The 13,311-nt window shown below is 68.3% G+C and carries 14 protein-coding genes; 10 read left to right on the forward strand and 4 right to left on the reverse strand.

What is annotated here, in order from left to right; translation table 11 throughout:
* Positions 1-102: 102 nt before the first annotated feature.
* Complete coding sequence (locus QMK28_RS02135; protein WP_326435217.1) at positions 103-2,400, reverse strand: transglycosylase domain-containing protein; 2,298 nt, start codon at positions 2,398-2,400, stop codon at positions 103-105.
* A gap of 435 nt (positions 2,401-2,835) precedes the next feature.
* On the opposite strand from QMK28_RS02135, the gene QMK28_RS02140 reads away from it, so the two are divergent.
* The 4 genes from QMK28_RS02140 (at position 2,836) to QMK28_RS02155 (ending at position 6,317) form a co-directional block, all read left to right on the forward strand.
* Entirely contained in the window at positions 2,836-3,636 is an 801-nt protein-coding gene (locus QMK28_RS02140) for an ABC transporter permease (RefSeq protein WP_326435283.1), read from the forward strand.
* A 55-nt stretch (positions 3,637-3,691) separates the two neighbouring features.
* On the forward strand, positions 3,692-4,456 hold the full coding sequence (locus QMK28_RS02145; protein ID WP_326435284.1) for an ABC transporter permease: 765 nt from the start codon (positions 3,692-3,694) through the stop codon (positions 4,454-4,456).
* 102 nt (positions 4,457-4,558) lie between these two features.
* Complete coding sequence (locus tag QMK28_RS02150; RefSeq protein ID WP_326435285.1) at positions 4,559-5,530, forward strand: ABC transporter ATP-binding protein; 972 nt, start codon at positions 4,559-4,561, stop codon at positions 5,528-5,530.
* An 88-nt stretch (positions 5,531-5,618) separates the two neighbouring features.
* Entirely contained in the window at positions 5,619-6,317 is a 699-nt protein-coding gene (locus tag QMK28_RS02155) for a DUF1707 SHOCT-like domain-containing protein (protein WP_326435218.1), read from the forward strand.
* 255 nt (positions 6,318-6,572) lie between these two features.
* Here the strand turns inward: QMK28_RS02155 and QMK28_RS02160 are convergent, their stop codons facing one another.
* Together QMK28_RS02160 and QMK28_RS02165 are read right to left on the reverse strand one after the other, a co-directional pair.
* Positions 6,573-6,908 (reverse strand): hypothetical protein, encoded by a 336-nt coding sequence (locus tag QMK28_RS02160; RefSeq protein ID WP_326435219.1) that lies wholly within the window; start codon positions 6,906-6,908, stop codon positions 6,573-6,575.
* Between the two features lie 22 nt (positions 6,909-6,930).
* Entirely contained in the window at positions 6,931-7,497 is a 567-nt protein-coding gene (locus QMK28_RS02165) for an ATP-binding protein (RefSeq protein ID WP_326435220.1), read from the reverse strand.
* Between the two features lie 521 nt (positions 7,498-8,018).
* On the opposite strand from QMK28_RS02165, the gene QMK28_RS02170 reads away from it, so the two are divergent.
* The 6 genes from QMK28_RS02170 (at position 8,019) to QMK28_RS02195 (ending at position 11,745) form a co-directional block, all read left to right on the forward strand.
* Positions 8,019-8,864 carry a helix-turn-helix domain-containing protein gene (locus QMK28_RS02170; protein ID WP_326435221.1) on the forward strand — a complete coding sequence of 282 codons (846 nt, stop codon included), beginning with the start codon at positions 8,019-8,021 and terminating at the stop codon, positions 8,862-8,864.
* Between the two features lie 8 nt (positions 8,865-8,872).
* A complete protein-coding gene (locus tag QMK28_RS02175; protein WP_326435222.1) occupies positions 8,873-9,091 on the forward strand; it encodes a DUF397 domain-containing protein in 219 nt (72 codons plus the stop codon).
* A 438-nt stretch (positions 9,092-9,529) separates the two neighbouring features.
* A complete protein-coding gene (locus QMK28_RS02180; protein WP_326435223.1) occupies positions 9,530-9,772 on the forward strand; it encodes a hypothetical protein in 243 nt (80 codons plus the stop codon).
* Positions 9,773-9,776: 4 nt separating this feature from the next.
* Positions 9,777-10,289 carry a DUF6879 family protein gene (locus tag QMK28_RS02185; protein ID WP_326435224.1) on the forward strand — a complete coding sequence of 171 codons (513 nt, stop codon included), beginning with the start codon at positions 9,777-9,779 and terminating at the stop codon, positions 10,287-10,289.
* A 6-nt stretch (positions 10,290-10,295) separates the two neighbouring features.
* Entirely contained in the window at positions 10,296-11,144 is an 849-nt protein-coding gene (locus QMK28_RS02190) for a helix-turn-helix domain-containing protein (protein WP_326435225.1), read from the forward strand.
* Positions 11,145-11,448: 304 nt separating this feature from the next.
* The gene (locus QMK28_RS02195; protein WP_326435226.1) at positions 11,449-11,745 is read left to right on the forward strand and encodes a hypothetical protein; all 297 of its coding nucleotides are present in this window, start codon (positions 11,449-11,451) and stop codon (positions 11,743-11,745) included.
* 30 nt (positions 11,746-11,775) lie between these two features.
* Here the strand turns inward: QMK28_RS02195 and QMK28_RS02200 are convergent, their stop codons facing one another.
* On the reverse strand, positions 11,776-13,086 hold the full coding sequence (locus tag QMK28_RS02200) for an SGNH/GDSL hydrolase family protein (protein WP_326435227.1): 1,311 nt from the start codon (positions 13,084-13,086) through the stop codon (positions 11,776-11,778).
* Positions 13,087-13,311: the final 225 nt, after the last annotated feature.

Below are 13,311 nucleotides of genomic sequence, written 5' to 3' on the forward strand. Positions count from 1 at the left end.
CCGCTCAGCCGCGACTCACCGGCCAGCAGGCTCACCGGCCAGCAGGCTCACCGGCCAGCAGCCTCACCGGCCAGCAGTCTCACCGGCCGGAAGACTCACCGGCTAGAAGTCGTCCTGGTCCGGTCTGCCGAACCCCTCGATCTCGTCGTCGCCGTTCCCCCCGCCGCCCCCGTCGCCCCCGTCGGCTCCCCCGTTCGGGAAGTCGGTGGGCGGGGTGAAGGACGGGAAGGTCGGCGTCGCGGGCGGTGGGGTGGTGCTCGTCTCGGGCGGTGAACTGGTGGGCGGCGGCGGGCTCGACGCGGTGCTCTCGCTGGCCGGCGGGCTGCTGCCGGCCGTGCTCGGGGTGGACGGCGGGGCGGCGGAGGTCGACGGCTCCAGGGTCGCCGGGCCGCCGGAGGCCAGGTCCAGGTCGAAGGACTTGACCGGCTTGCCCTTGAGCGCGGCGGCCGTGTAGTCGGCCCAGATCTGCGCGGGGTAGCCGCCGCCGTTGATGCGGGCCAGCCCGGTGGCTCCGTAGAGCGGCTTCTGGACGCCCTTCGGGTCCTGGCCCATCACGGCGACGACGGTGGCCAGGTCCGGGGTGTAGCCCGCGAACCAGGCCGCCTTGTCCTCCTCGGCGGTGCCGGTCTTGCCGGCCGCCGGGCGGCCCGCGGCCTGGGCGGCGGTGCCGGTGCCGCCCTCGACCACGCTCTTGAGGATGGAGGTCGTGGTGTCGGCGGACTCGCGCGTCACGGCCTGCTTGACTCTGCGGTCGGGCAGGCCGACCTGCTGTCCGGCCTTGGTGACCTTGTCGACCAGCGCGTAGGCGCCGTGCTTGCCGTGGTTGGCGAGGGTCGCGTACGCCTCGGTCATGTCGAGGACGCTGGCGGTGGCCGGACCGAGCGCGATGGAGGGGTACGGCTGAAGGTCAGGGGTGGCCTTGGGCAGACCGAGATCGATGGCGGTCTGCTTGACCTTGGCCGGGCCGACGTCCTGGGCCATCTGCGCGTAGACGGCGTTGACGGACTTGTCGGTGGCCTCGCTGACGGTGATCTGGCCGTAGGAGCGGTCGTCCTCGTTGGCCGGTGAGTAGGGGGCGCCGCCCGAGCCCTGGACGGTCCGCTTGTTGGTGCCGTCGTAGACGGTCTGCGGGGTGATCGTGCGGCCGTCCTGGGTCTGCGAGTCGTTCTGCACCGCGGAGGTGAAGACGAACGGCTTGAAGGTCGAGCCGACCTGATAGTCGCGCCGGGTGGCGTTGTTGACGAACTGTTTGGTGTAGTCGATGCCGCCGTAGACCGCGACGATCTTCCCGGTCGCCGGGTCGATGGACGCGCCGCCGGCCCGGACGTATTCGTCGACCTTGCGGCTGTCGCTGAGCTTGGACATCAACTGGTCGTCCACGGCCTTGACCAGGGCGTTCTGCTTCTTCCTGTTGATCGTGGTGGTGATGCGGTAGCCGCCCGCCGCGAGCGTCCGCTCGTCCAGCACATCGCTCTTGTCGAGGTAGTCCTTGACGGCCTCGACGAGGTAGCCGCGCTGGCCGGAGAGCACCGGCGGGGCCTTGACCTTGCCCGGGGTGGGGAACTTCATCGCGTCGCGCTCCGACTGGCCGAGCCAGTCCTCCTTGACCATGCCGTCGAGGACGTAGTCCCAGCGCGCCAGCGCCCGCTTCTTGTTCTCCGGGTGCGCCGCGACGTCGTAGGCGTTGGGGGAGTTCAGCAGGGTCGCGAGGTAGGCGCCCTGGGCGGTGTTGAGGTCGTTGGCGTCCTTGCCGTAGTACGCCTGGGCGGCGGCCTGGATGCCGTAGGCGTTGCGCCCGTAGTAACTGGTGTTCAGGTAGCCCTCAAGGATGTCGTTCTTGCTCGCTTCGCGATCGAGCTTGATCGCGATGAAGAACTCCTTGGCCTTACGGGTGACGGTCTGTTCCTGGCCCAGGTAGTAGTTCTTGACGTACTGCTGGGTGATGGTCGAACCCGACTGCTTGCCCTTGCCGGTGACGGTGTTGAAGGCGGCGCGGAGCATCGCCTTGGGGTCGACGGCCGACTCCGAGTAGAAGTCCCGGTCCTCGGCGGAGAGCGCCGCCTGCTGGACCTTCTTCGGGACCTTGTCCAGCGTCACGTTCTCCCGGTTCACCTCGCCGTCGCGGGCCAGCCGGGAGCCGTCCGAGTAGAGGTAGACGTTGCTCTGCGCGATGGCCGCCTTGTTGGCCGGCGGGATGTCGACCAGCAGATAGCCGGCGACCAGCACACCCGCGACGAGCACGACGACGAGCAGGACGCCGCCGAGCACCATCCGCCAGGTGGGGAGGAGCCGGCGCAGGCCGGTGCGCTTCCGTTGGGACTGTTCGCCGGGCCGTGCGGCCCAGCCCTCCTCCGGGGAAACGTCAGTTCGGTCGTCGTCCCGCTGTGGATCGTCGGTCATGTCTTTAGGGACTCCTCGGCCACCGCCGAGGGTTGTCCTGGCGGAGCGGTGTCGTGTCGGGCGATTCGCGTCGTACGCCCCATAAGGAACTGTCGCATCATCCGTTCCGTGGTGGGACGGTGGCTCGCACCTGTAACAGGTCTGTGACCGGCCGAACAGCCCTGAGGAGTCACTCGATCCAGTGAATATCCCATGGCCGGGGGTCCGCCTCCTGGGCTAGGCTTCTGCACTTTTGGTGTTCCGTGCCCCGAGGCACGCGCACCCGCGGGGCGGGAGAGCCCGCACACAGCGGAAAAACGCGAAAGATACGGGGCGCCCGGCGGTCGGGCGAGCCCGCTCACCGGGGGGAGAAGCAGGCCGATGCGGCCGCACCGAATACAGCTGCACGAAATACGGCTGCACGAAATACAGCTGCGCGCAAACGCAACGCACGGCATACGGCTGTACGGAGCCGTCGCCGCGAGCAGCTTCCGACGCTACGCGACGTACCGGATCGCCACCGCCGCGGGTGTCTTCACCAACACCGTCTTCGGCTTCATCGTCTCCTACACCTTCCTCGCGCTCTGGGACGAACGCCCCGGCCTCGGCGGCTACGACCAGTCCCAGGCCCTCACCTTCGTCTGGATCGGGCAGGGCCTGCTCGCCGCCGCGGCGCTGCTCGGCGGCGGATTCCAGGTCGAACTCCAACAGCGCATCAGGTCCGGGGACATCGCGATCGACCTCTACCGGCCGGCCGACCTCCAGCTCTGGTGGCTCGCCGGCGATCTGGGCCGGGCCGCCTTCCACCTGCTGGGCAGGGGCGCCGTCCCGATGGCGGTCGGCGCCCTCGCGTTCGACCTCGCGTTCCCGGCCGATGTCATGACCTGGTGCTACTTCCTGCTCTCGGTGACGCTCGGCGTGGTGGTCAGCTTCGCGCTGCACTACCTCGTCGCGCTGGTGGCGTTCTGGTTGCTGGACGGCGAGGGGATCAACATGATCAGCACGCTGCTGTGCATGTTCTTCTCCGGCATGCTGCTGCCGCTCACCGTCTTCCCCGGGGCGTTCGGCGAGGTGGTCCGGCTGCTGCCGTGGGCCGCGATGCTGCAGGTCCCCGCCGACATCCTGCTCGGCGAGCACACCGGGACCGGGCTCGCGCGGGCGCTGGCGTTCCAGTGCGCCTGGGCGGTGGCGCTGCTCGGCCGGGGGCGCGCCTCGCAGGCCGCCGCCACCCGGAAGGTCGTGGTGCAGGGTGGCTGAGCGCTGGCTGTGGCAACTGCGGGAGGGCCTGCGCGCGTACTTCCTGATCGCCGGGATGTGGGTGCGCTCGACTATGGCCTACCGGGCCTCGTTCGTGATGACCGCCGTCGGCAACTTCGCCGCCGGCGGGCTCGACTTCGTCGCCATCATGCTGATGTTCTCGCACGTCGACGCGCTCGGCGGCTTCTCACTGGCCGAAGTGGCCTTTCTGTACGGCACGTCGAGCGCGTCCCTGGGCCTCGCCGACCTGCTGCTCGGCAATCCGGACCGGATCGGCCAGCGGGTGCGCGACGGCACGATGGACACCTTGCTGGTGCGCCCGGTGCCGGTCTTCGCGCAGGTCGCCGCCGACCGCTTCGCGCTGCGCAGGATCGGCAAGATCAGCCAGGGCTCGCTGGTGCTGGGCTGGTCGCTGCTCCAGCTCGACGTGGACTGGACGGCGGTGAACATCGCGCTCGTACCGGTCACACTGATCAGCGGGGCGGCGATCTTCGGCGCGGTCTTCGCCGCCGGGGGAGCTTTCCAGTTCTGGGCGCAGGACGCCGCCGAGGTGCAGAACTCCTTCACCTACGGGGGTGGCACGCTGCTCCAGTACCCGCCGACGCTGTTCGCCGAGGAGCTGGTGCGCGGGGTGACCTTCATCGTGCCGCTCGCCTTCGTCAACTGGCTCCCCGCGCTGCACATCCTGGGCCGCGCCGACCCGCTAGGCCTGCCGGGCTGGCTGGACTTCGCCGGGCCGCTGGTCGCGCTGCTGACGTGCGGGGTCGCCGGGCTGGCCTGGCGGGCGGGACTGCGCGGCTATCGCAGCACGGGGAGCTGAGGGGACAGGGACATGGATAGCGGCACGGATACCGGCGTGGATACCGGCGTGGACACCGATACGGACAGGGGCAGGGAGACGGACAGCGACGTGCACGACGACATGGACGGCGATCCGGGATTCATCGAACTCGACGGCGTCGAGAAGGTCTTCGAGGTGCGGCGCAAGGCCGGACGGCTGCGGCGCGAGCGGCACCGGGTGCGCGCCGTCGACGGCATCAGCTTCCGGGTGCGGCGCGGCGAGATGGTCGGCTACATCGGGCCGAACGGCGCCGGGAAGTCCACCACCGTCAAGATGCTCACCGGAATCCTGACGCCGAGCGGCGGCCGGCTGCGGGTGGCCGGCATCGACCCCTCGCGCGACCGGGCCAGGCTGGCCCGGCGGATCGGTGTCGTCTTCGGACAGCGCACGACGCTCTGGTGGGACCTGCCGCTGCGCGATTCGTACGCTCTGGTGCGCCGGATGTACCGGATTCCCGACGACCGCTACCGGATCAACTTGGCGCGCTGCGTCGAACTGCTCGACCTGGGCGACTTGTTGGAGGTGCCCGTACGGCAACTCTCGCTGGGCCAGCGGATGCGCGGCGACATCGCGGCGGCGCTGCTGCACGACCCCGAGGTGCTCTACCTCGACGAGCCGACCATCGGGCTGGACGTCATCAGCAAGGCGAAGGTGCGGGAGTTCCTGCGCGAGGTGAACGAGGAGCGCGGCACGACCGTGCTGCTGACCACGCACGATCTGACCGACATCGAGCAGCTCTGCCGCCGGGTCATGGTCATCGACCACGGACGGCTGGTCTACGACGGCGGGCTTGACGGGCTGCACGCGGTGGGACAGAGCGAGCGGACGCTCGTGGTCGACCTGGAGCGGGAGCTGCCCGCGATCACCATCACGGGCGCGCGGACGGTGAAGGTCGAGGGGCCACGCCAGTGGCTGGCCTTTCCGGCGGCGGCGAGCGCGGCGCCGATCGTCGCGGCGGTCGCCGAGCGCTACCCGCTGTTGGACCTGTCGCTGCGGGAGCCGGACATCGAGGACGTCATCGCGAAGATGTACGCGGCGGGTTCCGCGCTGTGAGGGCTGCTCCGCCGACGGCTGGAACCCGCTGCCGGGCAGCGTCCGCGAAGGGCTCCCCGAACGGCCGTTCCTGCGTAGGCTGGCCGGTATGACAAGCGACCTGCCCGAGCTGAGGGCGTCCGACGCCGACCGTGAGCGCGTCGCGGAGGTGCTGCGCGACGCCGTCGCCGAGGGCCGGATCGCCCTGGACGAGTTCGACGAGCGGCTGGACGGGGTCTACAAGGCGCGTACGTACTCCGAGTTGGAACCCTTCACCCGCGACCTGCCGGCGGCCATGTCCGGGGCCGCGAGCCCCGCCGCGCCGGCCGCTGGGGGCTCGGCCGGCTCCGGCGGCTGGGCGCACCGGATCGGCGGCCGGGCGACCTCCCGGGTGGCCCTCGGCATCCTGGGCGGCTTCCAGCGCAAGGGTGCCTGGGTGATGCCCCGGCGGCTCACCACGGTCTGCGTCATGGGCGGCGGCGAGATCGACCTGACCGAGGCCCGCTTCGAGGGCCGCGATGTGGTGATCCGCTGCTTCGCGGTGATGGGCGGCACACACGTCGTCGTTCCGCAGGACGCCGAGGTCGAGGTGACCGGCTTCGGCCTGATGGGCGGCTTCGACTCCAGCGCCGCCGGAGCGGGTGTGCCCGGCGCGCCCCGGATCCTCGTCACCGGCTTCGCCTTCTGGGGCGGCGTCGGCGTCGACCGAAGACTCCCCAAGGCGGAGCGGCTGCGGCTGAAGGCCGAGCGCGAGCAGCACCGGTCGGGGTGCGGGAATCCGCATGCGGACCGTAAGTCGCTGGACTAGCCGGGGTCCTCGGAGCAGTCGGACGTACGAGGGGGTCGGGATCTCTGAGTTGGCTTCTCTGCCGTACGGCGTTGCGCTTCCGGGGCAAGCCGCGGCACCCGCCGAAGACCATCAGGGTGGCACCAGCGACCCGCAATCCGTGGGCGTGGGCCTGCACGCAAAACGCTCGGTTGGGGTGCTCCAACCGAGCGCCTGCATAAAATGGCCGTCCGGCGACCACGACGACGGTTCTCCGCTTGCTTGATGCCGTTAGTACTACGAGCGCCGACCCTTGGCCTTGGCCTTGGCCTTGTCCGAGGCGACGAGCGGGAGCATGGGAACCTCGCTCACCGTGACCTGGGCCTGTCCATCCAACGTGCCGATGGCTACTGCCCACTGGCTGCCGTTCTCCATAGCCCGGACAGCACGGTGGAAGTCCTCGCTCGGATCAATCCAGCCACGGGACTCCAGAAAGCCGCCCTCGTGCAGCTGAGGCAGCTCCCGCAGCAGGCCGTAGAGCCAGCGCAAGCCCTCGCCAGGTGAACGCACTACCTGGTAGGACAGGTGGACCGGCGTCCTCTTCTCGCCCCGGCCAACTGTCCTGACGTACATGCAGTAGCCGATATCCAGCGGCTTATCCATGAGTCAGCCCCGTCCGGACATGCTGCATGGTCAGCGGGTCGTTGGTGAACCGCCGTTGCGGCGGCGGCAGCACCTGGGCCTCAACCTCGATGTCAGTCGGCGGGTGGACGCCAGGGAAGCGTAGTTCCGCCCAGACGGCTTTGCCTGACTCGGGATTGGGTGACGGGTAGATGAAGCCCCACCGGTCGCTCAACTCTTCGACCAGGAGAAGACCCCGCCCGCTGGTGTCATCTGCGTTGGGCGAGTGGAGAATCGGCGGCTGCCGGTCCTCATCCGAGACGTACATCTGGATGTGGTCCGGCAGGCACCACAGCATCACGGCGAAGCGGCGGACCCTGGCCCGAGTCGCCCAGGGCGGCGGGTCCTCAATCTGTCGGCCGGCGTGGCGGACGGCGTTGGTGGCCAACTCGGAGAGAACCAGAAGGGCGTCCTCGGTGGTGGTCTTCGGGACGCCCCATCGTTTCAGAACGTCTTTGGCGTGAAGCCGAGCCCAGCGAACGGCGGACGGCTCGCAGGCCAACTCCAGGCGGTTGTGCCAGGGCATGGGGCCGAAGCTCATGACGCCACCTCCGGCCTGAACGGCCTTATGGCGGCGTGTGGTTGATGTGCTGGACTGGTGGTGGTGCTTACATTCCTGACTGTCATGGAAGAGACCTTGTGCTTGGGGTGCGGCTGACCCGGTGAGTCACCGGCCGCGCTTGGTTGAGTTACGGGGCGGATGAACCGGGCCGGACAAGGCCAGGCCGAGAGCACTGGCCAACTCGCTGAGGAGCGTCATGGCCTGCGCCTCTGTGATCTCTTCTGGCCGCACACCGTCGTGACCGAAGGACAGGAGGAAGCCAGGCCGCACCTCTAAGTGCCGCAGTGGCACTCGCAGTCCTGGGGTTCGTCCAGCTTCCATGGCTGTCCTTTGGCCGGTATCGAGTAGCGATGCCACCGCAGAGCGTGACATCAACGCACACGGTAGACCTGCGCCCGTTCGAACAGCAAGGGGTACATCTGCACATGTGCAGATTTGGGCTGCTGGCCCGTAACCGTCCGAAGCGGCAGACTGGCAGTACAAGAGGATGGGAGGGACGGATGGCGGGTACCGTGCGAAGCCGCCGCCTTGGCGCTGAGCTGCGTAAACTGCGCGACAGCCTCAGCCTGAACGCTGAGGCTGTCGCTAGAGATATGGGCTTCTCCCGGCCGAAGCTGTCACGCATCGAGGCGGGCGAGGTTCGGGTTTCGCCGAACGATCTAAAGGCACTGTTGCGTGCGTACGGTGTGCAGGACGCGGCGCAGCAGGATCAGTACCTAGCGGCGGCCAGGGAAGCCCGGACCGCTGGATGGTGGCAGGCGTACCAAGACGCGCTCCCGCGCGAGTATGCCGACTACATCGCTTTGGAGGCGGCGGCCAACGTCATCAAGAGTTCGCAGCCCATTTTGGTGCCCGGCCTGCTACAGACCGAGGCGTACACCCGGGCCGTCATCCATGCCAACCCGTGGATCACCCCACCGGCTGACATTGAGTCCCTCGTCAAGATCAGGCGGGAACGGCAAGCCATACTGGACCGCGAGGGCCCGCCACGCTTGTGGTTCATCATCGGGGAGTCGGCCATCCGGCAACTGGTCGGCGGTCCGGCCGTCATGCGTGAGCAGCTGGATCGCCTGGAGCAGCTGACCAGCCTCCAGCACGTCATGATTCAGGTGCTGCCGCACGGCGCTGGGGCTCATGCTGGACTGAATGGCCCGTTCGTCATCTTCGGCTTTTCGGCTGAGCGCGGCCCCGACATCGTGTGTCTGGAGAACCTGACCGGCACGCTCTACATGGACCAGCCGGGCGAATTGGAAGGCTACGGCACGGCGTTCGACCATCTCCGGGCTTCTGCCCTCAACCCGGCTGACTCGCTGGCGCTTATCCAGCAGGTAGCCAAGGAGCTATAGGCACCATCATGAAGAGGCATGACATGACGTCCCCAAAGGGCATGGGCTCTTGGCGTAAGAGCAGTTACAGCGGCGCTAACGGCGACTGTGTCGAGATAGCCGGCCTGCCCAATGGCGGCCGAGCCGTGCGCGACTCAAAGAACCCGGATGATGGCTTCTTCTCGTTCCCCGCGGGCGAGTGGCAAGCGTTCATCCAGGCCGTCAAGGGCGGCGAGCTCGACCACTGACAACTGACCACGCACGACCTGACCGACATGGACGGAGTCCAGGCGCGAACCGGCGTCTGGCGCTGGGCTCGCCTGAATCGGGCGTGTCGGCTGGGCGCGACTGACCCATTTCGCCTGTCCGCTCCGACGCACTTAACGTGAAGAGTTCCCTACGGGGATCTCTTTGCTTCGCTGGTTGTGCGGTTCAGCGGCGCTCACCAGACCGCGCCCGGCGCTCACGCCCCGCGCTCGACGATGCCCCGTCACAGCGCCGCCGGCTCCGCTTGCTTGATGCCGTTGTGACTGCCCAGAGCGCTTCTGGCCTTGCCCCCGATCGACTGCCCGCGTGGGTGGTCGATCGGGGGCTTTCGTCATGGCCGACAGGCGCTCTTGACGGACTCCATCGATCGGGTGATGGTCGTGCAATCAAGTGCAATTGGATCGACACAGGGAGAGGCCATGCGCTTGCGTTTCCTGGGGATCATCCCGAACACCCCGGACACCGACTCACCGACCATCTGGCTTGATGAGGAGTCGGGTGATCTGCTGATCCAGTCCTACAAGGCCACAGAGGAAGAGGTGAAAGCGTGTCAGGAGATCGGCTCGATTCCCTCCCACTCCACGGACGTTCCGGATCACGAGACGATCATTCGGCTCCCGAAGGTCATGCGGAAGTACCTGCCCCCTCACGACAGCGAGTAGAGCGATGACGAACCCCGTACTTGATGGGCTGGCGAAGGCTCAACACTCCGCTGTCCACTTGGAGATGCGCGACGCCTACCAGCCGAGCGATCCCGAGTTCATCGCGTGGCAGAACGGCAAGCGCCTTGACCCCGCCGACCGGTCGTCGTGGTGGCGTCCGTTCCTCGACGTGGTGGTTGAGGCAACCGGGCGGGGAGTCGAGATGCGGCGGGCGCGGATCGTTTCGGAGCCCGTGACGGACTACATCAAGTACGAGTACGACGTGACGTTCCCCAACGTGATGGCGGGTGAACTGGTCCGTTGGTTGCCCAGGCGCAAGGCGGCCGACATCGCGCTCCCAGGTACTGACCTGTGGATGTTTGACGGTTCATCAGTGTTGTTCACCTACTTCTCTGGAACCGGGGAGGTGGTTGACCGGGAGTGGCGTACGGAACCGGTCGTCGTGGACCTGGTCAGTGCGGCCTTTGAAGCGGTGTGGGAACGAGCGACCCCCCACGAGGGGTACAAGCCGGTCTGACGCACCATGTCAGTCTCAGGATCGTCAAGTGTCCAGCAGGCCCGGCAAGTCCTTGCCAACCGCCTACGGGAGTTGTGCAAGGACGCCGGGTTGGAAGGCAAGGATCTCGCTGCGGCGTGCGGCTGGCACCCGTCCAAGGTGTCCCGGATCTCCACCGCGAAGACCGCGCCATCCGCCGATGACATTCGTGCGTGGTGCCGCGCCTGCGGGGCTGAGGACCAGACAGAGGACCTGATTGCCTCCCTGTGGGCCGTCGAAGGCATGTGGGTCTCGTGGCGTCGGATGGAGCGTGCGGGGCTGCGGCGGGCCCAGGTGGCCGTTCTCCCCCGGTTCGAGCGCACACGCTGGTTCCGGTCCTACTCCTCATGGTTCGTGCCCGGACTACTCCAAACCCATGGCTACACGGAGGACGTGTTGCGCGCTGTCCAGCGAAGGCGGGTCCCAGTCGATGACGTGGCCGACGCCGTGGCCGTTCGCATGGAGCGCCAACGCGTGCTGTACGAGGGGCGACGGCGCTTTGCCTTCCTGGTTGAGGAGTCGGTGCTGTGGAACGGCCTTGGCAGCGCTGAGACGCAGGCGGAACAGCTTGAGCATCTGCTCACCGTCAGCGGCCTCCCCAATGTGAGCGTGGGAGTTGTGCCGACTTGCCTGGGCCGAACCCGGATGCCGGTAGAAGGCTTCTGGATCTTCGACACGGCCCAGGTGAACGTGGAGCTTGTCTCTGGCTACCTCACGATCACGCAGCCCAGCGAAGTAACCATGTACGCCGACACGTTCGCCACGCTTGCAGACAGCGCGGTCTATGGAGCGAAAGCCCGTGCGCTGATCACCAGGGCCCATAACTCGCTCGCGTAATCCGCGCGCAATTACGTGCAATCGGCTGTGAGTCGGGAAGCGGGAGTTCCTAGCGTTGTCGCCATCAGGACGACGTGAGGGGTTCTTCGATGACCAACCCGACGACGTATCCCAGTCCGGCCGTTGAGCTGCCGCTAAGACTCGAAGGCGACCCGGCCCCGGCAAAGGGCTGTGATGTGTGCCAGGCACTCAGTGAAGAACGCCGTGAGGCACGGGCCAACGGCGACATGTCCAAGGTCTCAGACGTAAACGTGGAGATCCGGCAGCACCCGCACACGAAGAGGCGGCAGAGCGCATGATCCCCATGGCGCAGTACAAGAGCGCATGGGCTGAGGCGGACCACTTCGCGGGGCTCATCCGTGCCGCCCTGATCCGGGCCGGGCTCTCGGAGGATGACGCGTCACGGGTGCGCGGTCTGGTGACCGGAACAGGGTGCGTGTACGTGGAACTGGGTACGTTCCGCGTCGGCGCGGCTACCAAGCTGCTCGAAGCTCTACCGCTGGCGCGGGTCGCTCCCGAGAACTCCGACGGCCCGAAGCTCCCCGCGCAGCACCGGTCGGGGTGCGAGAACCCCCATGCGGACCGTAAGTCGCTGGACTGACCCGGGGCGGCACAGCGCCGCGATACCCCGTCACAGCGCCGCCGGCACCGCGCCCCTGAGGTGGTTCAGGTTCAGCGCCTGGGCCATCGCGCGGTAGCCGTTGTCGCTGGGGTGCAGGTGGTCGCCGGAGTCGTACGCGGGGTGCAGCCGGTCCGGGTGGGCCCGGTCGCGCAGCGCCCGGTCGAAGTCGACGACCTCGTCGAACACTTTGCCCGCCCTGATCTCCGCGTTGACCTGCTCCCGGACCGCGTTGAGCCGCGGGGTGAAGCCGCGGTGCCCGCCGAAGGGCATCAGGGTGGCGCCGGTGACCCGCAGGCCGCGCGCGTGGGCCTGCCTGACGAGCCGGCGCATGCCGTCCACGATCCGGTCGGGGCCGGTCTGCCGGGGCGGCTTGAGGATGTCGTTGACGCCCATCTCGATGATGACCGCCTTGACCCCGGTGCGGGACAGCACATCGCGGTCGAGCCGGGTCAGCGCGCTCGGCCCGTTGTTGGGGGAGTAGCGGCTGCCGTCGACCAGTATCCGGTTGCCGCTGATGCCCTGGTTGAGGACGCCGTAGCGGGGCGCGCCGGATTCGTTGCGCAGCCGGTCGGCCAGGAAGTCGGTCCAGCGGCGGTTGGCGCCGGCGGTGGAGGTGATGCCGTCGGTGATCGAGTCCCCTATGACGGCGACCGAGCCCTGCGCCTCGTTGCTCCACACGTCCACGGCGGTGAGGTAGCGCCAGTACGGGCTCTGCTCGGTGTAGGCCGTCCCGGTGGTGTCCTCGGTGCGGTTGCCGCGCGCGAGGTAGGAGGTCTGCCGGGCGTACGGGTGGTAGGTGACCGGGCCCGACGGGGACGGGGAGTAGATGCTGATCAGCAGGTCCGAGGCGTGCGGCACATTGAGCCGCACCGGGTCGCTGAGGGCCGACTGCCCGACCGGGATGGTCACCGAGCTGCGGTTGGCGAAGGTCAGCCGGCGCATCGTGTCCATCGCGGCGCCGGGGTTGCTGGGGGCGGCGGCCAGCGCGAGCGAGGCGTGGGTGACCAGCAGCGGGCGGGTGCCGTAGAGGTTGGAGAGCGTGATGCGCGCGCTGCTGCCGCCGATGCTGGTGTGCACGACGTTCCGTATGGACATGCCCGCGTATCCGTCGAGCGTGTTCGGCTCGGCGGCGGCGGCCGAGGCGGACCAGGTGCCGACCCAGTTCCCGGCGGAGGCCGGGGCCGCGGAGCTGCGCGACTTGTGCGGGGTCGTGTCCAGCCTGCCGTCGCCGCCGCCGATCCCGATGAAGATCGCGGCGGAGATCAGTACGACCACCGCCGCCAGGCCGGCGAGCAGGGCGTAACCCACCCGTGTGTTCATGCGGGGTGTGTCTCCAGGGGCAGGCGGGGCCGGTGGCTCCGGGTGGGCAAAGGCAGCGCGTGATCAGCGGCGCCGTTGCGGTCCGATCGGCCCCCCATGGTCCCATGGGGCCGCCGGTGTCCGTCCGGCGGCCTGTTCGGTGGTCCGTTCGGTCGCTCGGGGAGTCAGACGCCGGGAACTCACAGTCCGTTCCAGGAGTAGCTCAGTTGTGGACAATGCAACGGG

The organism is Streptomyces sp. H27-D2, assembly GCF_035828615.1.
In the GTDB taxonomy this organism is placed as follows: Bacteria; Actinomycetota; Actinomycetes; order Streptomycetales; family Streptomycetaceae; genus Streptomyces.